Source organism: Noviherbaspirillum aridicola, assembly GCF_019656455.1.
GTDB classification, from domain to species: domain Bacteria; phylum Pseudomonadota; class Gammaproteobacteria; order Burkholderiales; family Burkholderiaceae_D; genus Noviherbaspirillum; species Noviherbaspirillum aridicola.
The window spans coordinates 182132-201428 of sequence record NZ_BPMK01000005.1 but is presented as its reverse complement, the minus strand read 5'-3'; the positions used below and the strand labels follow the sequence as shown (position 1 = coordinate 201428).

Annotated in this window: 15 protein-coding genes; 3 read left to right on the top strand and 12 right to left on the bottom strand. The window is 64.7% G+C overall.

The annotated features are described in order from the left end of the window. Window positions 1–3: 3 nt before the first annotated feature. The gene (locus tag NCCP691_RS07285) at window positions 4–1635 is read right to left on the bottom strand and encodes a GAF and HD-GYP domain-containing protein (RefSeq protein WP_220807597.1); all 1632 of its coding nucleotides are present in this window, start codon (window positions 1633–1635) and stop codon (window positions 4–6) included. A gap of 7 nt (window positions 1636–1642) precedes the next feature. Next, window positions 1643–2410, bottom strand: coding sequence for a 3',5'-cyclic-nucleotide phosphodiesterase (locus NCCP691_RS07280; RefSeq protein ID WP_220807596.1), 768 nt, complete (start codon window positions 2408–2410; stop codon window positions 1643–1645). A 243-nt stretch (window positions 2411–2653) separates the two neighbouring features. Between NCCP691_RS07280 and NCCP691_RS07275 the strand changes: the two genes are divergently transcribed. Next, window positions 2654–5026 carry a GspE/PulE family protein gene (locus NCCP691_RS07275; RefSeq protein ID WP_220807595.1) on the top strand — a complete coding sequence of 791 codons (2373 nt, stop codon included), beginning with the start codon at window positions 2654–2656 and terminating at the stop codon, window positions 5024–5026. Between the two features lie 36 nt (window positions 5027–5062). Here NCCP691_RS07275 and NCCP691_RS07270 read toward each other — a convergent pair whose 3' ends face one another. The 6 genes from NCCP691_RS07270 to NCCP691_RS07245 form a co-directional block, all read right to left on the bottom strand. Beyond that, a complete protein-coding gene (locus tag NCCP691_RS07270; RefSeq protein ID WP_220807594.1) occupies window positions 5063–5944 on the bottom strand; it encodes a FecR family protein in 882 nt (293 codons plus the stop codon). After that, window positions 5913–8537 (bottom strand): two-partner secretion domain-containing protein, encoded by a 2625-nt coding sequence (locus NCCP691_RS07265; RefSeq protein WP_220807593.1) that lies wholly within the window; start codon window positions 8535–8537, stop codon window positions 5913–5915. Before NCCP691_RS07265 ends, NCCP691_RS07270 begins: the two co-directional genes overlap by 32 nt. A gap of 96 nt (window positions 8538–8633) precedes the next feature. Continuing rightward, the gene (locus tag NCCP691_RS07260) at window positions 8634–10229 is read right to left on the bottom strand and encodes a ShlB/FhaC/HecB family hemolysin secretion/activation protein (protein WP_220807592.1); all 1596 of its coding nucleotides are present in this window, start codon (window positions 10227–10229) and stop codon (window positions 8634–8636) included. 158 nt (window positions 10230–10387) lie between these two features. Further along, window positions 10388–11194: a Mut7-C RNAse domain-containing protein gene (locus NCCP691_RS07255; RefSeq protein WP_220807591.1), complete on the bottom strand. Its 807-nt coding sequence runs from the start codon at window positions 11192–11194 to the stop codon at window positions 10388–10390. A gap of 49 nt (window positions 11195–11243) precedes the next feature. Beyond that, window positions 11244–12974, bottom strand: coding sequence for a methyl-accepting chemotaxis protein (locus NCCP691_RS07250; RefSeq protein WP_220807590.1), 1731 nt, complete (start codon window positions 12972–12974; stop codon window positions 11244–11246). Window positions 12975–13252: 278 nt separating this feature from the next. After that, window positions 13253–13588, bottom strand: a complete 336-nt coding sequence (locus NCCP691_RS07245; RefSeq protein WP_220807589.1) for a hypothetical protein — start codon at window positions 13586–13588, stop codon at window positions 13253–13255. Between the two features lie 194 nt (window positions 13589–13782). On the opposite strand from NCCP691_RS07245, the gene NCCP691_RS07240 reads away from it, so the two are divergent. Continuing rightward, on the top strand, window positions 13783–14385 hold the full coding sequence (locus NCCP691_RS07240) for a DUF2188 domain-containing protein (protein ID WP_220807588.1): 603 nt from the start codon (window positions 13783–13785) through the stop codon (window positions 14383–14385). A 170-nt stretch (window positions 14386–14555) separates the two neighbouring features. Further along, complete coding sequence (locus tag NCCP691_RS07235) at window positions 14556–14825, top strand: GlsB/YeaQ/YmgE family stress response membrane protein (protein WP_220807587.1); 270 nt, start codon at window positions 14556–14558, stop codon at window positions 14823–14825. A 148-nt stretch (window positions 14826–14973) separates the two neighbouring features. Here NCCP691_RS07235 and NCCP691_RS07230 read toward each other — a convergent pair whose 3' ends face one another. From NCCP691_RS07230 to NCCP691_RS07215, 4 genes are read right to left on the bottom strand one after another with little or no spacing between them, the layout of a single operon-like run. Beyond that, window positions 14974–16770 (bottom strand): long-chain-fatty-acid--CoA ligase, encoded by a 1797-nt coding sequence (locus NCCP691_RS07230; protein WP_238482346.1) that lies wholly within the window; start codon window positions 16768–16770, stop codon window positions 14974–14976. A 16-nt stretch (window positions 16771–16786) separates the two neighbouring features. Then, window positions 16787–18001 carry an acyl-CoA dehydrogenase family protein gene (locus tag NCCP691_RS07225; RefSeq protein ID WP_220807586.1) on the bottom strand — a complete coding sequence of 405 codons (1215 nt, stop codon included), beginning with the start codon at window positions 17999–18001 and terminating at the stop codon, window positions 16787–16789. Between the two features lie 47 nt (window positions 18002–18048). Further along, window positions 18049–18483 (bottom strand): PaaI family thioesterase, encoded by a 435-nt coding sequence (locus NCCP691_RS07220; RefSeq protein WP_220807585.1) that lies wholly within the window; start codon window positions 18481–18483, stop codon window positions 18049–18051. 36 nt (window positions 18484–18519) lie between these two features. Then, window positions 18520–19290 (bottom strand): SDR family oxidoreductase, encoded by a 771-nt coding sequence (locus NCCP691_RS07215; RefSeq protein ID WP_220807584.1) that lies wholly within the window; start codon window positions 19288–19290, stop codon window positions 18520–18522. Window positions 19291–19297 lie beyond the last annotated feature (7 nt).

Genomic DNA, 19297 nt, shown 5'->3' with positions numbered 1-19297 from the left:
ATCTCAGGGCACATAGCCGGGAATCTGGCGTTCGTCGACCTCGTCGATCTGCGCCGGGTCCATGAAACGCCGGGCATACTCGAGATACACCTTCTCGCGGATGAAGATATCGAACAGGTCCGGGTCGATGTGGTTGCGTTCGCGGAAGCCGCCGAGGATGCGCAGCGATTCGGACAGCATCTTGCCCTTCTTGTAGGGCCGGTCGGGCGCGGTCAGCGCCTCGAAGATGTCGGCGATCGCCATCATGCGCGCCTGCAGCGGCATCTGGTCGCCGCGCAGGCCGCGCGGGTAGCCCTGGCCATCCATGCGTTCATGGTGGCCGCCGGCATACTCGGGCACCCGGCGAAGATGGGCGGGCCAGGGCAAGGATTCCAGCATGCGGATCGTCACCGAGATATGGTTGTTGATGATTTCCCGCTCCTGCGGATTGAGGGTGCCGGCACGCACGCAGAGATTGGCGATCTCCTCCTCATCCAGCAGCGGCCGCTCGTTGCCGTCGGGACCGATGAAGCGGCGGCGCGCCGCGATCTCGCCGACCCGGCGCTGATCGTCCCCGGACATGCCTTCGCTGCCGATATTCGCCTGGCGCAGGAAGGCGCGGTCGTCGTCGATGCCGGCAAGCTCGGCCGCCAGCGCGCGATCGATCGCGGCGTGGCGCGCGGGCTCGGCGGCATGCCGCAATTTTTCCTTCAATGACCGGATTTCGGCCTCGCGCCTGACCACTTCCAGCCGGGTGTCGACGAGGTGGATGCGGTCGAAGATGGTCTGCAGCTTGGTCGCCTTTTCCACCACGTGCACAGGGGTCGTGATCTTGCCGCAGTCGTGCAGGAGGCCGGCGATCCACAACTGCCTGCGGTCGGCGTCGCTCATGCGAAAGTCGGCGAGCGGACCGGTGCCGGCGCGATGCGCCGCGTCGGCGAGCATCATCGTCAGCTCCGGCACCGCCTCGCAGTGGCGGCCGGTGTGGGGCGACTTTTCATCGATGCCGATATTGATCAGCTTGACGAAGCCTTCGAACAGGTCTTCGAGGCGTGCGATCAGCTGCTGGTTGGTCAGCGCGATGGCGCCCTGCGACGCCAGCGCCTCGATCAGGCGCTGGTCGGTATGGCTGAAGGCGCAGGGAGCGCCGGTCGCGGCGTCGCGCGCATTGATCAGCTGCAGCACGCCGATGACCTCGCCCTCGTGATCCTGCATCGGCACGGTCAGGATGGATCGCGAGCGATAGCCGAAGGTCTCGTCGAAGCGCCGCATGCCCAAGAAATTGAACACGTCGTCGCGGTACACGTCCCCGATGTTGACCGACCTGCGCGTATGGAAGGCACAGGCGGCGACCGCGGTCATGTTCGCACTGCCGGCCGCGTCGAACAGCGGGATGTCGGGCATTTCGATCGCGGCACCGGCGACGCCGCCCTGGTACATCTTCAGGGTGTCGTTGAGGGAGATGGAAAACGCCAGGCTGCGCCGGTCGGCGCTCGTGCGGTACAGCGTACCGCCATCGGCATTGGCCATGGTCCTGGCGGTGCGCAGGATTTTCTCGAGCAGCACCGTGGTGTCGTGGCGGGTGCCGAGCTGCAGGCTGAGCTCGGTCAGCTGCTCCAGCCTGTGCGCGATATCGGAGGTGCCGGACTTGCTCATGCCGTGTTCAGAACGCAAATGCGTCGCCCCCGGCGAGCGCGGTGAACACCCGCTGGCCGCCCTGTTCGCGTAGCTCGCGCATGATGCTTGCCTCGTGCCCCGGCTTGAGGTGGTAGATCAGGACTTCCACCTCGGGCGCGAGCCCGCGGATGTCTTCCAGCAGCGTCGCGGGACAGAAATGCAGCGAGCGGTCGGCGATGTCGCGGTCGGCATCGGGGAAGGAACAGTCCACGATCACCTTGCGCAGCAGGCTCTCTTCGCGCATCGCGCGCCACAGCCCGGGCGTGCTGCACATGTCGCCGGTGAACAGGAAGCCGCCGCGGCCGTTGTCGACCATGTAGGCGAGCGAGCCGACCGTGTGGCTGACCGTGTGCGGCGAGACGCGCCGGCCCCCTAGCCGGACCGGTTCGCCGGGCAGGATCTCGGACCAGCGCAGGATGGGATCGTCGGCATCGGGAATCGTCGCGAAATCCGGCCACAGCACCCAGTTGAACAGATGCCTTTTCAGGGCCTCGATCACGCGCGCCGACGCATGCACCGTGATCGCTCCCTCGCGCTTGCCGAGCACGGCATCCACCAGGAACGCAAGACCGGCGACATGATCGAGATGGCTGTGCGTGAGGAACACATGGTCGATCCGCACCAGGCGGTCGAGGTCGAGGGAGGCCACGCCGGTGCCCGCATCGAGCAGGATATCGTCGTCCACCAGCAGGCTGGTGGTGGACGATTCCCTGCCGCCGATGCCGCCGGCGCAGCCGAGCACCTGCAGCCTCATGGCGCGGCGCTCTCTTGGCCGTGCCGCATCGCGCGCCGCAGCGCCGCTGCGCATGCCCTTGTCTGCATGTGCTTCCTCCCTTTGCATTTTTCCCGGCGATTGTAGAACGAATCGGCGCGCTTGCGGCATCCGCCGGGTCCCGGGTCACCACACGGGTATGGGATATTTTTTGCGGCCGCGATCCTTTATGATGGCGGGCATCGCGTAGCGCCGGCATGCCGCGCACAGAATGGACAAAATGACATGAGCGCTGTTCTCGGCAACCCCGTAAGAGGCAACGAACAACCGGATGACGTGAACATCCGCCTGAACTTCATGCGCAAGCTGCAGGCGGTGACGAACAAGATCCATGCGACCGCCAATGTCGACGAAATCATGCTCGACCTGTCGCAGGATATCTGCGACCTGTTCTTCGCCGACCGCCTGACGATCTACGCCGTCGCCGAAGACAAGACCTCGATCGTTTCCAAGATCAAGACCGGCCTCAACTCGGTGAACCAGCTCAGGCTGCCGATCTCCGACCAGAGCGTCGCGGGCTACGTGGCCCTGACCAGGAAGCTGGTCAACATCCAGGACGTCTACGACGACGCCGAACTCAAGCGCCATTCCCCCGAGCTGCGCTTCCTGCGCGAAGTGGATCGCCGCACCGGCTACCGCACGCAGCAGATGCTGGTCGCGCCCTTCATCGACGAGCGCAGCAATGAACTGCTGGGCGTGGTCCAGCTGATCAACAACCGGGAAGGCAGCACCTTCTCCGCCATTGCCGAGGACGGCCTGCGCGAACTGTGCAAGACGCTCGCCATCGCCTATACCCAGCGCACCCGACCGGCGGCGCTGGTCCGCTCGAAATACGATCAGCTGGTGGCGGAAGCCGTGCTGTCGGCGGGCGAGCTCGAACTCGCCGCCCGCTCCGCGCGGCGCAAGAGCGACGACCTGGAAGCGGTGCTGGTGCGCGAATTCCAGGTCAGGCAGCAGGACATCGGCCGCGCGCTCGGCAAGTTCTTCGGCGTGCCCTACGAGCCCTTCAAGGCCGACCGCGTCAAGCCGGTCGACCTGCTCAAGAACCTCAAGCGGGAATTCGTCGAGCAGAGCCAGTGGCTGCCGATCGAGGAAGGCCCGGACGGCATCGTGGTGCTCGCCACCGATCCGGAACAGGTCAAGCATGCCCGCCTGATCAACAGCATCTTCCCCAAGGCGAAGCTGAATTATCGCGCCACCACCAACGCCGAATTCCGGCAGACGGTCGACCAGTTCTTCGGCGCCGAGAGCGACCTGGCCTCGGTCGGCGACCTGCTGTCCGGCATGGAGGACATCGACGAAGACGGCGAGGTGTCCGAGGCGGAGCTGTCGGCCGCCGCCGAGAACGAACTGGTCAAACTGGTCAACAAGGTCATCGTCGACGCCTACCGCCAGGGCGCCTCCGACATCCACATCGAGCCGCGGCCGGGCAAGGAAAAGACGATCATCCGCTTCCGCAAGGACGGCTCGCTCGAACCCTATATCGAAATCCCCGCCAGCTACCGCAGCGCCATCGCGGCGCGCATCAAGATCATGTGCGATCTTGACATCTCGGAGCGCCGCAAGCCGCAGGACGGCAAGATCAAGTTCAAGAAATTCGGCCCGCTCGACATCGAACTGCGGGTCGCGACCGTGCCCTCGGCGGGCGGCGTGGAAGACATCGTCATGCGCATCCTGGCCGCCGGCGAACCCATCCCGCTAGACAAGCTGGGTGTGCTGCCGCACAACCTGGAGCGGCTCAAGGCGGTGGTCGGCAAGCCCTACGGCCTGTTCTTCGTCTGCGGGCCGACCGGCTCCGGCAAGACCACCACGCTGCACTCCGTGCTGAACCACCTGAACACGCCCGAGACCAAGATCTGGACCGCCGAGGACCCGGTGGAAATCACGCAGAAGGGCCTGCGCCAGGTGCAGGTCAACCGCAAGAGCGGCCTCGACTTCGCCACCGCGATGCGCGCCTTCCTGCGTGCCGATCCCGACATCATCATGGTCGGTGAAATGCGCGACAAGGAAACCGTCGCCATGGGCATCGAAGCCTCGCTGACCGGCCACCTCGTGTTTTCCACGCTGCATACCAACAGCGCGCCGGAATCCATCGTGCGCCTGCTCGACATGGGCATGGACCCGTTCAACTTCGCCGACGCGCTGCTCGGCGTGCTGGCGCAGCGCCTCGCCAAGCGGCTGTGCGGCAAATGCAAGCTCGCCTACGAGCCTTCCGACGATGAACTGCAGGCGCTGCTGGCCGAGTACTGCGAAGAACTCAGGCAGACGGAATCGTTCAGGAAGAATCCGAAGGAAGCGCAGCAGGAAGTGCTGCTGCGCTGGAGCGAACGCTATGCCGACGGCAGCGGCCGCTTCAGGCTGTACAAGGCGGTCGGCTGCGACGAATGCAGCGGCGGCTACAAGGGCCGCGTCGGCCTGCATGAACTCATGGTCGGCTCGGACAAGCTCAAGCGCCTGATCCAGGAACACAGCCGGGTCGCCGTCCTGCTGGCGGCCGCACTCGAGGACGGCATGCTGACGCTGAAGATGGACGGCATCGAAAAAGTCCTGTCCGGCATCACCGACATCAAGCAGGTGCGCGCGGTCTGCATCAAGTAACGGCATGCCGGCCGGCGGCCCCGGCCGGCTGCCCGCTCAGCGCACCTCGCAGTCGACGCCCTCGGCGTCGCTGTCCTTGCCCGCCCCACCCTGCGGCCCGGTCGACGACGAAAAGGCCGGCGGCGGCGAGAACTGCATGCCCGGATTGGCCGGCAGCACCAGCGGCAACTGACCCGCGCTCGGCGCGAAGCCGAACTGACCAGCGCGGAAGTCGACCCCGCCCGCGCTGTTGCGCACGTTGATCATCCCGTCGAGCACCTGCACGTAAAGGCCGGGCGCACGGCCTGCCTGCGTTGGAACGGGCGCCGCCTGCGCCAGGCGCATCGGCAGCATTTCAAGCGGCGCGCCGTGCCAACGGCTGTCCGCGACCGGCAGCGCATGGCCGTAATCCGCTGCCGACGCCACCGTCGCCCGGCCCCAGGCCGCGGCCGCGGCGGGTTCCGGCGCGACGTATTCGGCGACGAAGGTGGTTCCGCGGATGCCGATCGTCGCCGTCGGCGTATTCATGCCGAAGCGTTCATTGTTGCGCTTGCCGAGCGCGCCGGTCACCGCCCGCAGACCGCCCTTGACCAGGTTGAAGGCGGCGCTGTCCTTTTCAGGCCGCGCTTCCTCGAAACTGAAGCTCTCGACCTTGAGCTGCGTGTTCGGCCGCAGCGTGATCTCGCTGTCGTCGATGAAACGGATGCGGGCATAGGTCGCCTTTTCGGTGACCAGCACATCGCCCTCTTCCACCGCCGATTTCAGCGACAGCACCTTGACCGTGCCGTCGCCCTTCTTCGCCAGCAGCGGACCGTTGAGATTGACCACGGTGCCGGCCTGCTTCCCGGCATGGGCGGAGCCGGCAGCGCCGAAGGCAGCGAAGGCCGACGCCAGCAGCGACAGCGCCTTAATTGCAGTACAGCTTCTTGCCTGAGTCATTTTTCTTCGCTCCATCGTTCTTGTCCGCGGCGGCGGTCTTTTCTTCCTTCTTTTCTTCCTTGTCGACCGGGGCGAACAGCGTGTCGTCGGGCCGCGTCATGTCGGCCACCGCCCGCGTTGCTTGGACGACAGCTGTCATGACCCCGTTTACGGTTTCCGAGGCCTGAGTGGACTGCAGAGAAGTCTGGCCAACCTTTTGCGAAACTTCGGTACCCTCGACATACCCGTTTATGACGATACCTGCACCTGCCACCAGATCGATCTTGCCTTCGGTGCTCAGCACTGTTCCGTTGATGGTCAGGACATCAGTGCGACTGCCGCTGGAGGCGGCTTCAAGCCTGATCGGACCGGCCCCTGCCAAAACTGTCCCGTTCACGGTTAACGGGCTGTGCGCGATCATGCTGATGGCGCCGCTGCCCGCCCACACGATGGCGTTACTATCCACAATAAGGTGACCAACGTTTGAAACGGTGATATTGCCACTGGCCCAGATGCCCAGTATGTCGGACAGAAAATCAAAGCCGGATGGTGCCCCGATACTCAGTTGGCCCAGGTTCGAGAAGGTGAAATTTCCGTCCCATGCAGTCCCGAACACACGCGAGACCCTGTTGCCGCTGTGATTAAGCTGGACGTCTCCCCCCGCCAGGACCCCCAAAGTATCAACGTTGATGGCCCCGCTTTGTGTCACCTGGCTGTCCGTCAGCAGGCCTATGAGTTTGGTAACCCCGTTGCGGTCGGAAATCGCCCCCCTTCCTGTATTGGTAATGCCTGCTACATGTATGGGGCCGGCATAACCATAGTCATAGTAATAAGGCGATTCACCATAGTTGTTGTAGCGAAGGGCAGAGGAAGGGTTGTCGTCGTAGTAGTCGTCAAGCGGGTCGTAGCCTATTCCTATGGTCTCGGCGGCGACACGGTGCAGGTTTGTGATGCTCAGGCATTTCTCTATGAAGCAGTTGGCCTGGCCAACAGTGATTGACCGCCCGTTGGAGGATGGACGGATGCTCGCCTCCTTTGCGTACACCATCGCATTGAGGGCGAGATGGTCCGCAACGAAATCCACGTGGCCGCTACCGACGTTGATCTGCGCGTCGATAAAAACCGAACCTTCATTCCCCGTCCGCAAACGTACGTCGCCACCCGATGTGCTGATATTTGCACGCACTCTGATGTCGTGCCCCGCGTCGGCAGTCAGGCCAATTCCCGGGTTCACCAATGCGACCGGCGACAAGAATTCGATGTCGTTGGGGGCGACCAGTTGCACGTCCGACTGTGCGCCGCTCAAATCAGCTGGTCGAATGTAGCTGAAGTTTGGGTCTGTTGCGGCAGTATCGGCCACCCTGATATTGGTCGGATCAATGAGCCACTGTCCGAACTTTCCACGAGGCGCTCGTGTGTCGATCCGTACTCCCTGAATATCCAGTTTTCCTCCCGAGGTCTCGATAAAGCCGCCGTTCCCAAGCGCTGCCCCACCGCGCGCACTGATGCTGCCGTGTACCCGCGTGGTCTCGTCACCCCAGACGATCACCTTGCCGCCATCGCCCTCATTGACCGCATCCGCCCTGATGCTCGCGTCGGCCGACACATAGGTGCGCTTCGCATTCTGCACCTGCGCATTGCCGCCCTTGTAGTCGCCGCCGACCAGGACGGTACCGCCGCCGGTCCGGCCGCTGGCGTCGACCCTCGCATCCGCCATCAGCCCGACGCGGTCGCCCAGCACCTGGATGTCGCCGCCCTTGCCGGCGCCGGTCGCGCTGGTCACGCTGCCCGCCTCCAGCAGCGTGTCCCGGCTGGCCTTGAAGACGATCTTGCCGTTCTCGCCGACCACGGCGCTGTCGGCGTTCACCACGCCGCGCTGTTTGATCAGGGCGCCATAGATCCCGGTGCGTCCGCCCTCGGTAATGATCTGGCCCAGGTTGAGCGCTTGATTCTCCGGTGCGCTGACGACCACCTGCAGATTGGGATTGCTCGAATCGACCAGCTGCACCGTGTGACCGGCCGCAAGCAGCACATCGCCCTTCGGCGAATGGATGATGCCGCTGTTTTCGATGTTCGGAGCGACCAGGTACACCTGCCCGCCCGACGGTGTGACGATGGTGCCCTGATTGCTGATGGCGCCGGCCGATCCCGTGGCGGTGAAGTTCATCTTCCCTCTCAGGAAGTCTTCATTGCTGAGGTTGAGCGTCGATGCGATGAGACCGTTGACGTCGATCCGCGCGCCCTGGCCGAACAGGATGCCGTTGGGATTGATCAGGAAGACCTTGCCGTTGGACTGCAGTGTGCCGAGGATCTTCGACGGATCCTGGCCGACGACGCGGTTGAGCACCGCACTCGCCGCGCTCTGCTGGATGAAGCGGGTCGTCTCTCCCGGGTTGATGGAAAAGCTCTGCCAGTTGATGATCGAACCCGGCGTGTTGGTCACGGACAGCACGCCGCCCTGCTGCTGGAACCCGACCTGCCCGTTGACGACCTGCGCGCCCTGGGGATTGGCCCACGCCGCCGGACTGAAGCAGCCTGCGATCAACAGCGGCAGCAGCCGGCAGCGCAATGCCGGGGCCTTCCGCAGGCTGCTGGCACGAGTTCTGGTCTTCATGTTTCCCCCTTCATCCGCTGCGTTTCATTCCACTTGTGATGGGCAGAAGCGCATTTCCTGAATTAATCGTGTTTCCGTCGCTCAGATGCTACTTTTTCAGTAGCTTATCCCCAGCTTCGCATGAACGCGGTGATCGCCATCCGACTTGCTGGCGCCGCCGTCGACCACATGGCCGTAGTCGAGCTGCAGGGCGAGCGTCTTGCCGAGCGCGAGCCGGAAGCCGAGGCCGACGCTGCCGATCGACGGGTTGCGCTGCTCGCCCGGCAGCGCCTTGTTGCGATGCAGGCTGGCGGTATCGAAGAACGCGAGCGCGCGGCATTGCGCGGCGGCCTGCTGGAGCGCGCCGCAGAGATTGGGCGTGTAGATTTCCGCGCTGAACAGGCGGCCGGTATCGCCGGAGGCGTCACGCTCGTCGAAGCCTCGCACCGTCGTCGCGCCGCCGGCGCCGAACTGCTCGCCCGGCACCAGCGCATCACGGGTCTCCTGTCCCGAAAGGCTGAAACGGAGCTGCCAGTCCTGAGGCAAGGCCTTGCCGAAGGAGGCGTTGTATCGCACGATCTTGTAGTGCTTGTCGGCGCCGGGGCGGGCCAGTTCGAAGTCATCGCTGCCGCCCTTGTCGCCGCCCGGCAGGTTGCGCGCCGCACTGATGCCGAAGCTGACTTCGCTGCCGTCCGCCGCCCAGTTGCCGGTGTAGGCGATGCTGAGAGGATGGACCGTCACGTCGCGGCTGTCTCTGGCGGTCTCCCCGGGGGTCGTGAAGGACAAGCGCGTACTGTTGCGGAAATCCTTGTGATCGATACCGTAGCTCAGGCGTGACTCGTAGTCACCGGCTCGGGCGAGTAACTGGTTGTAGCGCGCGCCGAGTACCGTGCCCTTCCCGGTGACGCTGAGATTCAGGATGCCGGCAATGACGCTCGCGGAGTTGACATCCGAATAGCTGGCAAACAAATCGACCGAATCCCCGATGCCGTACAGCGGAATGTGATAGCCGACGCCATACACGCTCACATCGCTGGGATTCTCGATCGAGGTCGTGTACTGCAGGCTCATCACATGATCCCGTCCGCCGAGGTTGGCATGCTGATACTGGACTGTCAGCTGTGCCTCGCCGGTGGCGCGGTTGCCCGCATTGTCGACCGATGCCGCCATCCGCCAGGGCTTGTCGTCGGCCACCTTGAGCACGGCGTCGACTTCGTCTTCGCCGGCGCCCGACTGCAACTGCAGAGTCGTCTTCTTGGCCGGGTTTTCATTGGCCAGGCGCAGGCTCGAGGAGACCTCGGTGAGATTGGGCGACCGCCCTTCCCGCAGGCCGGGCACGCTGGCGCGGATGTTGGCTTCGTCGAATGCGCTGTTGCCCTCGACGCGCACCTTGCCCACGCGGGTCTCGACCACGCGCAGCCTGACCACGCCATCGTTGAGCTCCTGCTCGGGCAGCGCCACCTGGACCACGCTGTAACCGCGCCGGCGGTACTCCGCCTCCAGCGCCTCGAGCGCCATCTGCACATCGCCGAAATCGCGGGCGCGACCGGTGAAGGGTACGAGCAGGCGCTCGACGACAGCGGGTTCGAGCAGCGTATTGGCCTCGACCTGAAAACCGGAGATATCGAAACGGCCGACGCCTTCCTGCGCGGCGGCAGGAGCGGCGCAGGCGATAGCGAGCGCCGCGGCCAGCAGACGGAAACGGATTGTCATCGTGATGAGTTGCCTGGGATGGAAGTCAGCGATCCGAGGGTGATTACCCCCAGTCGTTGCAATGTTTTTCTGTTTAGCAACTATACCGCAGGTATTTGACAGTTCTCAAACAAATTAACTTCCAGTCAACTTCCGCACGGCGCAAGATGACCCGGGTACTACCCGTATGGCGGGCCGCCCAGCAGGCTTCTCATCTGCTCCCGCATCCTCCCCGCATGCGAACCCTCCCAGTACACCTGTCCGCAGCCGCCGCACTGGTGGAAGTGCTCATGCGCGGCACGGCTGCGCGGGGGCACCCGGTGCGCGACCATGCCTTTTTCGACGGGATGCAGTGGTCCGTTGCAGACCATGCATCGCGAGAACATCCGGACCTGGTTCGCGAGCCGGTAGCGGCCGAGCACCTCGGCGACCTGCGCCAGCCCGCCGCGCGCGTGCAGATAGCAGCCGTACACGATCTCTTTTCGGATCAGCAGGTCGCGGTCCCGGGTCAGGGCGACGCGTTCCTCTTCGGCGGAAATGCGCGCGACTTCCGCATCGTCGTAGTCGTTGCGGTAGAGCGTGTCGAAACCGAGCATCCGCAGGCGCCGGGCCAGCAGGCCAAGATGGGCGTCGGCGATGAAGCGCCAGCCGAAGCCGGGTTCGGGGCGCAGGCTCAGGCCGGGCCCCGGGTCGAGTCCGGTGAAGGCGGGATAGACGCTGACGTCGTCGCCGTCCTGCAGCCGGTATTCGAACAGCGCGGGTGTGCCGTCGACCAGGATCAGACCCACTTCGGTATGAGGCACGCCGAGCGCCTCGATCATGTGCTTGACCGTCGCGTCGCGGGCGCAGGGATGGACAAAGCGGCGGCGCCGGTATGAGGGCGAGAGGAAATTATTGAGCTCGGCGTAGAAACGGAAAGCGGCGCGTGCCGGAGGTTTGCCCCCGCCATCCGCGCCGCCCTGCAATGCCGCCCGTTCGTCCGCCATGCGCGCCCTCCGATCCGCTACAGCATCGACCGGAAAGCGGCATGCCGGTTCAGAACTCTTCCCAGTCGTCGTTCGATCCCGAGGTCAGCGCGGGCGCGCGCCGCTCCCTGACTGCCGGTACGGGCGGCCTTGCTGTCGGCGCGGCGACCTGCCGGACCGGCGGCCGTGCCGGGCTGGCGGCGCGCACGGGCGCCGGGGCTGCCGCCGGGCGCGCGGCGACCGGCGCATCGGCGCCGAGCTTGAAGACGCTGACCACATGCGCCAGCGCAACCGCCTGGTCCTGCAGCGAACCCGCGGCGGCGGCGGCTTCTTCCACCAGCGCCGCGTTCTGCTGCGTGACCTCGTCCATCTGGTTGATCGCCTGGTTGACCTGCTCGATGCCGTCGGTCTGTTCCTTGCTGGCGACGCTGATCTCGCCCATGATGTCGGTCACGCGGCGCACGCTGGCCACGATCTCCTCCATCGTCGCGCCGGCCTGGTCCACCAGCTTCGCACCGACATCCACCTTCTCCACCGAGTCGTCGATCAGCTGCTTGATTTCCTTGGCCGCCGCCGCAGAGCGCTGCGCCAGCTGGCGCACTTCGGTCGCCACCACCGCGAAGCCGCGGCCCTGCTCGCCCGCCCGCGCCGCCTCGACGGCCGCGTTCAGCGCGAGGATGTTGGTCTGGAAGGCGATGCTGTCGATGACGCCGATGATGTCGACGATCTTCCTGGCCGAGGCATTGATCGAACCCATGGTGTCGACCACCTGCGCCACCACGGCGCCGCCCCTGACCGCGACTTCCGAAGCCGATTGCGCAAGCTGGTTGGCCTGCTGCGCGCTGTCGGCGTTCTGCTTGACGGTCGAGGTCAGTTCCTCCATCGATGAAGCGGTTTCTTCCAGCGAGCTGGCCTGCGTCTCGGTGCGGGCGGACAGGTCGCTGTTGCCCGAGGCGATCTGGCCGGAGGCGGTGGCGATGGTCTCGGTGCCGGTGCGGACTTCGCTGACGATGCGCACCAGGCTCGTATTCATGTCCTTGAGCGCCAGCAGCAACTGGCCCGTCTCGTCGGCGCTGTCGACCACGATCTTCGTGGTCAGGTCGCCGGCGGCGACGTTGCGCGCCACCTCGACCGCTTCCCTGAGCGGATGCGCGATCGCCCGCAACAGCCAGACGCAGATGACGCCGCCGAGCAGCACGGAAAACAGCATGCCGGCCAGGCAGCTGTTGCGGACCCAGACGTAGACCGTCTGATTTTTCTCGAACTCTTGCTGGGCGCTGACGACCTGGTGCTGCATCAGGCTGGAGGCGGCGACGGCCACCGGCGCGAACAGTTCCTTCATCGGCCCGCGCATGATCTGCGAAGCGGCCGCCGTGTCGTTCGCGCGTATCGCCGCCATCGCCGGACGCAGGCCTTCGGCGACGAACTTCTTGCGCCGTGCGACGAAATCCTCGGCCAGTGCCTTCTCGGCGGGGGTAGCGGCGCGGTCGACGATGGCGGCCAGGGTGTCCCAGCGGCGCGTGATTTCCGCGATCCGCTTGTCGATCTCATCCATCTGCTGGCTGGCCCTCACGGGTTCGTCGCCGATGGCTTCGGCGACCGACAGCTGGTTCTGATAGATCAGGCGCACGATCTGGTCGAGTTCACTGATCGGCACCAGCCGCTGCTGGTAGCTGACGCGCAGGCCCTCGTTGGCCATGTACAGGCTGGACAGGCCGATCACGGCGCCGGCGATGCACATCAGCGAAAGAAAGCCGACGACGAAGATCAGCCTGGCCTTGATGGTGAGATTCCTGAACATGGTTGCCTTTTGCTTGCTGGAGTGTGAGGAGCGGTTCGGAAGCGGAGCCAGCATAGGTGGCGGCTTGCGCCAAAACCTTGATCCTGGTCAATTCTTGCCGATACGCAACAATATAACCGCAAGGCGCCCGGCGGGAAATGCCGGCGCGACCACATCAGGAAACGGATGGACGAAAAAAAAAGCGGGGCTTTCGCCCCGCTTCGCATGCCGACTTTGCAGCAGGCAGCGACGCCTGCGTCACTGGCCTGGTGCAAAGACCTGGCTGCCGGCTCGTGCTCTCAGTGCAGGTGGGTGGGCTGGCTGGCCTGGGCCGTCTGTGCTTCCGGCGTGGGCTTGGGTTTGCCCTGTGCGTCGCTCAGGCGGTACTTCGTGCGGCGGTCGCCCATCAGGTCCCGCAGTTCGCGAATGCTCATGCCGCAGGCTTCATGCATGCGAATCAAGAGCGACGCTCCGACCGGCAGGCGCCGATGGCGAATCTTGCTGATCACCGGCGGTGCCACTTCAAGCAGACGCGACAGAGCGGCGTCGTTCTTCAGGTTCATCCTTTCGAGCAGGGTATCCAGCAGACGATTGGGATCGTAACTTTCTTGCCCCGCGAGCGCATGTTCGGCCATGGTCGACTCCTCAAGTGAATGATGAAACAAATGCTACTAGGGTGTAACAAATGACAACTTGACACTAATTAAGTTTCCCCTTCAACCAGAAAAAATTCTGTTTGTCTCCTGTCCCGTCGCCGACCCTGGCCGTCCTCACCGCGCGGTTTTTTTGTCAGCCTCTTGTTTACCTGCAGCGTGCCGCACGCGGTTTGATGATCAGCAAGCGAAGGCAAGCGATGGCAAGTGTGCGCTGTATTGTTTTCAAAGCTTCGCTGGAACATTTACAACGGATAACGCCAGGGCGTATCCGCAGCGAGCGTCCGTTCGATGGGCACATCTCTTGCACTTGCAGCAGTCGGCCGGCATCAGCCGGTGCGCGTGCATCGTTCCACGAATCGGGGGCGCTGATGAAATCCGACATGCATGAAGGCCGTGGCGACGTCAGCCGGCCATCACCCAATTCACGATGCCGGCGCGCACGCATGCGCCGACTGCGCCGCTGCCGCGACCGATCGCTGCGCGCGGCCACAACGAAGGAGAGACAAGGCATGGAACACGGGTGCCAGGAACCCACGGTCATTTGCGTATCGCCCGGATTGCACGGGCGATGGGATGTGGCCGAGAAGGGCTATGAAGAACCGCTCGCGTCGTTTGACGACAAGGAGGATGCCTATGCATATGCCACGGATTTGATGCGATCGAGGCCGGGGTCCGCGGCCCTGGTCGAAGACGAAGAAGGATTCTCTCTCCTGCCGGTGCAAGCCGATTCCTACGCGGCGGACAGGACGAGAAGCCCGGACAGCAGGGCCGCATGAACAGGCTTGAGCGGACTCGGCACGGGCACGTAGAGAGCGGTCTGCATGCGCATGCCGCTCGCACCGGCGTCATCCTTTAACGCCATGCGGGCAAGGCGCGGTGATGAACCATTTCACAAGCGGACCAGTCTATGAAGTAGCCAGTCTTTCAATATACACAGGAGGTAAAGATGAACTTTATTATCTGGATCGTTGTAGGCGGTATTCTCGGATGGCTAGCCAGTATCGTGATGCGCACCGATGCCTCGCAGGGCATGCTGCTCAACATCATCGTCGGCATTGTCGGCGCGCTGCTCGGCGGATGGCTGCTCGCTCCGCTGTTCGGCACAGGCACCATCAATCAGAACGACTTCAGTATCTCATCCCTGCTGGTATCGTTCCTTGGCGCCGTGATTCTGCTCGCAATCGTGAATCTCGTCAGGCGCGGCACGCCACGTTAATGACGGTTTCATGACGGATCGACGAGGGACCGCACGGCTTGCACCCCATCCCTGATCCGACGGCGCGGGGCCTCTGAGCCCCGCGCCGTTTTTTATTGCCGGCCGCTTTTCCGCTTCATCCCTCCGCGCGCACCGGCAGCGCCTCTCATCATGCCGCCGCGCGTCTGCGCATTTCTTCCTCGACCAGTTCTCGCTTGGACAGCTTGCCCACCGGCGTCTTCGGCAGCGTCGCGCGCAACTCCATCTGCTGCACCATTTCATGCTTGCCCAGGCGCGGCCGGAGGAAAGCCTGCAGTTCTTCGAGCGTCAGCACGGGCGCGCCCTGCTTGAGTGCGATGAAGGCTTTCGGCGACTGGCCGCGATATTCGTCGGGCACGCCGATCACGCTCACTTCCGCCACCGAGGGATGCTCATAGATGGCTTCTTCTATGATGCGCGGATAGACGTTGTAGCCGCCGCACAGGATCATGTCCTTGGTGCGGTCGACGATGAAGACGAAGCCGTCCTCATCCATCCAGGCCACGTCGCCCGTGCGGAAGTAGCCGTCCGCCGTCATCGAGGCGGCGGTGGCATCCGGCTTGTTGAGATAGCCCTTCATCACGTTCGGCCCCTTGATGCACATCTCGCCGCGCTCGCCGCGTGCCACTTCGCGCGCGGGATCGTCGACGTCGACGAACTTGAGATGCACGCCGACGGTGGGCATGCCGCAGGATCCGACCTTGCGCATGCCGTTGACGGGCGTGAAGGTGCCGGTGGGTGATGTCTCGGTCATGCCCCAGCCTTCGACGAGGCAGCAGCCGGTCAGGCGCTGGAAGGCCTGGTTGACCTCCACCGGCAGCGGCGCACCGCCGGAATTGCAGAACTTCAGCGACGACAGGTCATGCTTGCCGATGTCGGGATAATGGATGATCGCGGTGTACATGGTGGGCACGCCGGGGAAGACCGTGATCTTCTTCTGCGACAGGTCGCGCACCGCCGCATCGACGTCGAACTTCGGATGCAGGACCATCTCGGCGCCGATGCGCAGGCCGAACAGCATGTTGACGGTCAGCGCGTAGATGTGGAACAGCGGCAGTACCGCGAGCACCCGCTCCTTCCCCGCTTCCAGCACGGGCGAGTCGCCGCCGAGGGTGGTGCTGACGATCTGGCTGCAGGCGGCGCTGAGATTGGCATGCGTCAGCATCGCGCCCTTGGGCAGTCCTGTCGTGCCGCCGGTGTATTGCAGGACGGCGGTCTGATGCAGGTCGCTCACCGGCCAGGCCTGGAAGCTGCCGTCGTTGGCGAGCAGGTCGGCAAAGCGCAGGTGGCGCTCGTCGCGCGCGATCTCCGCCAGCATGCCGGCCTGCCGCATCTGGCCTTCGACGGCGTCGGGCGCGGCCGACATCTCGGCCATGCCGCCGACCACCAGCTTCTGCAGCCGGCTGCGCCCGAGCAGACGTGCCATCTGCGGATAGAGCGCGGCGAGGTCGAGCGTGACCATGATGTCGGTGCTGCTGTCCTCGACCTTGTGCTCAAGGACCTTTTCCGCGTCCAGCGGCGAATAGTTGACGACGGTGCCGCCTGCCTTGAGCACGCCGAAGAAGGCAATCACGTAGTGAGGCGTATTCGGCAGGAACAGACCGACATGCACGCCCGGCTTCACGCCGAGCTGCTGGAAGCCGTGCGCGGCACGATGCACCAGTTGCTGCAGCTCCGCGTAGCTGATGCGGCGTCCCATGAAGTCGAGCGCCGGCTGCTGCGGCCAGCGCGCCACCGCTTCATCGAGCAGCCGGGGCACCGGCATGGTTTCCAGCGGCGCGTCCCAGCGCACGCCCGGCGGATAATTCCTGACCCAGGGTTGTTGCGCGTTGCTCTCCATCCTTGTCTCCTTGTAGGTGAGTTCTTGTGCGAGCCTGAAAGCCAAAAAACCATGCCGCCGCATGATCGCGCCGGCATGGTCTTGCATGGTACGCCCCTGGCGCTTATTTGTATTTTTTCAGCTCGAGCTTGCCGATCTGGTTGCGGTGCACCTCGTCGGGGCCGTCGGCCAGGCGCAGGGTGCGCGCCTGCGCGTAGGCGTAGGCAAGGCCGAAGTCGCCCGAGACGCCGCCGCCGCCGTGCGCCTGAATCGCCCAGTCGATGACCTGGCAGGCCATATTGGGCGCGGCCACCTTGATCATCGCGATTTCCTTGGCCGCCACCTTGTTGCCGACGGTGTCCATCATGTGCGCCGCGTTGAGCACGAGGAAGCGCGCCTGGTCGATCAGGATGCGCGCATTGGCGATGCGTTCCAGCGTCACCGTCTGCTCCGCCACCGGCTTGCCGAACGCGACCCGCGTCAGCGTCCGCCTGCACATGTCTTCCAGCGCGCGCTCGGCCAGGCCGATCAGCCGCATGCAATGATGGATGCGGCCCGGCCCGAGGCGGCCCTGGGCGATCTCGAAGCCGCGGCCCTCCCCGAGCAGGATGTTGGACGCCGGCACCCGCACGTTCTCGAACAAGACCTCGCCGTGGCCGTGCGGCGCGTCGTCATAGCCGAACACCGGCAGCGAGCGCAGCACGGTCACGCCCGGGGTATCGCGCGGCACCACGATCATCGACTGCTGCTTGTGCTTCTCCGCGGCCGGGTCGGTCTTGCCCATGAAGATGAAGACCTTGCAGCGCGGGTCGTTGGCGCCCGACGACCACCACTTGCGGCCGTTGATCACATACTCGTCGCCGTCGCGCACGATCGACGCCTCGATGTTGGTCGCATCGGAGGACGCGACCGCCGGCTCCGTCATCGCGAAGCAGGAGCGGATCTTCCCTTCCAGCAGCGGGGCCAGCCATTGCTTCTTCAGCTCTTCGCTCGCATAGCGCTCCAGCGTTTCCATGTTGCCGGTATCGGGCGCCGAGCAGTTGAACACTTCCGCCGACCACAGCGCCCGGCCCATGATCTCGCACAGGGGCGCGTATTCGAGGTTGGTGAGACCGGCGCCGCGTTCCGACTGCGGCAGGAACAGATTCCACAAGCCCTGCGCCCGCGCCTTTTCCTTCAGCTCCTCGATCAGCACGGTGGGAATCCACGCATTGCCCCGGGCCCGGTTGGCCTCGACCTCCGCGTAGAACTTGGCCTCGTTCGGGTAGATGTATTCATCCATGAAGGCGTTGAGGCGCTTTTGCAGTTCCTTGACCTTGGGGCTGTATTCGAAGTCCATTGCTTGCTCCTGAGATGATGCGCACGCGGCGCGGAGAGTGATATTCGTTATGCGGAGGGCGGGATATTGCGGGCGGTCGCGAGCGCGGTGGCGCACAGGGTTTCGCGCCCCTCCCGCACCGACCATACCTCGGCGCCGGCGACCGACAGCAGCTTGCCGGCGCTGACCAACCGGCCGCGCGCCACCAGCTTTTCGCCGTCGGCGGGGCCGACGATCTTGAGCGCGCAGTCGATGGTGGCATTGACCCAGCCCGGCGGCAGCATGGTGCCCGCCGCCGCCACCGCCGCGAAGTCGGCGGCCGCGAAGATCGCGGTCGCCTGCATCTGGCCGGGGCGGAAGCTCAGCTGCTCGCGGTAGGGAATCTCCAGTTCCACCGCCCCGGCTTCGATCTTCCGGAACGCGAGTCCCAGCTCGGCCGCCAGCGGCATGGCGAGCACGCCGCGCTCCAGCCTGCGTGCGAATTGCGGATCGGGTGCGTCCATGACGACTCCTTCACTGGTCGTAGAAATGCTTGTCGCTCAGCCGAGCAGATACCCGCCGTCGACGTTCAGGCACACGCCGGTGGTATAGCTGGCGGCGGCGGATGCCAGGTAGAGCACGGCGCCGGCCATCTCGTCGGGATGGGCCACGCGGCGCATCGGCACATGCGGCATCAGCTTGTTGAGAACCGCCGGATTCTGGACCAGCGCCGAAGCGAACCTGGTATCGGTCGCGCCGGGCAGCAGCGCGTTGACCCGCACGCTCGACTGCGCGCATTCCTTGGCGAAGGCCTTGGTCATCGACATGACGGCGGCCTTGGTGATCGAATAGATGCCCTGCGCGTCGCCCGGGATCACGCCGTTGACCGACGCGACGTTGACGATGCTGCCGCCGCCGTTCTTCATCATCAGCCTGGCGCCATGCACCGAGCTGTAGAAGTAGCCGCGGATGTTGACGTCGAGCGTCTTCTGGAAGGACGACAGGTCGGTTTCCAGGATGTGCCCGAAGTAGGGATTGGTCGCGGCGTTGTTGACCAGGATGTCGAGCCGGCCGTGCCTCTCCGCGATGGCGGCGAAGCTCGCTTCGATCTGCGCCATCTCGCCGATATGGCAGGCCATCGCCTCGGCCGAGCCGCCCGCCTCGCGGATGGACGCCGCCACCGTCTCGCAGGCGTCCTGCTTGCGGCTGGATACGATCACGTGCGCGCCGTAGGCGGCGAGCGTCCTGGCGATCGATTCGCCGATGCCGCGGCTAGCGCCGGTGACAAGCGCCACCTTGCCGGAAAGGTCGAAGAGATTGGGATGGGTCATGGCGGGA

Excerpts from the sequence above, each read along its gene's own strand:
- NCCP691_RS07255 (WP_220807591.1), bottom strand. The coding sequence starts at position 11,194 with ATGGCGGACGAACGGGCGGCATTGCAGGGCGGCGCGGATGGCGGGGGC.
- NCCP691_RS07285 (WP_220807597.1), bottom strand. The coding sequence starts at position 1,635 with ATGAGCAAGTCCGGCACCTCCGATATCGCGCACAGGCTGGAGCAGCTG.
- NCCP691_RS07245 (WP_220807589.1), bottom strand. The coding sequence starts at position 13,588 with ATGGCCGAACATGCGCTCGCGGGGCAAGAAAGTTACGATCCCAATCGT.
- NCCP691_RS07235 (WP_220807587.1), top strand. The coding sequence starts at position 14,556 with ATGAACTTTATTATCTGGATCGTTGTAGGCGGTATTCTCGGATGGCTA.
- NCCP691_RS07275 (WP_220807595.1), top strand. The coding sequence starts at position 2,654 with ATGAGCGCTGTTCTCGGCAACCCCGTAAGAGGCAACGAACAACCGGAT.
- NCCP691_RS07270 (WP_220807594.1), bottom strand. The coding sequence starts at position 5,944 with ATGACTCAGGCAAGAAGCTGTACTGCAATTAAGGCGCTGTCGCTGCTG.
- NCCP691_RS07250 (WP_220807590.1), bottom strand. The coding sequence starts at position 12,974 with ATGTTCAGGAATCTCACCATCAAGGCCAGGCTGATCTTCGTCGTCGGC.
- NCCP691_RS07265 (WP_220807593.1), bottom strand. The coding sequence starts at position 8,537 with ATGAAGACCAGAACTCGTGCCAGCAGCCTGCGGAAGGCCCCGGCATTG.
- NCCP691_RS07225 (WP_220807586.1), bottom strand. The coding sequence starts at position 18,001 with ATGGACTTCGAATACAGCCCCAAGGTCAAGGAACTGCAAAAGCGCCTC.
- NCCP691_RS07240 (WP_220807588.1), top strand. The coding sequence starts at position 13,783 with ATGATCAGCAAGCGAAGGCAAGCGATGGCAAGTGTGCGCTGTATTGTT.
- NCCP691_RS07215 (WP_220807584.1), bottom strand. The coding sequence starts at position 19,290 with ATGACCCATCCCAATCTCTTCGACCTTTCCGGCAAGGTGGCGCTTGTC.
- NCCP691_RS07230 (WP_238482346.1), bottom strand. The coding sequence starts at position 16,770 with ATGCAAGACCATGCCGGCGCGATCATGCGGCGGCATGGTTTTTTGGCT.
- NCCP691_RS07220 (WP_220807585.1), bottom strand. The coding sequence starts at position 18,483 with ATGGACGCACCCGATCCGCAATTCGCACGCAGGCTGGAGCGCGGCGTG.
- NCCP691_RS07260 (WP_220807592.1), bottom strand. The coding sequence starts at position 10,229 with ATGACAATCCGTTTCCGTCTGCTGGCCGCGGCGCTCGCTATCGCCTGC.
- NCCP691_RS07280 (WP_220807596.1), bottom strand. The coding sequence starts at position 2,410 with ATGAGGCTGCAGGTGCTCGGCTGCGCCGGCGGCATCGGCGGCAGGGAA.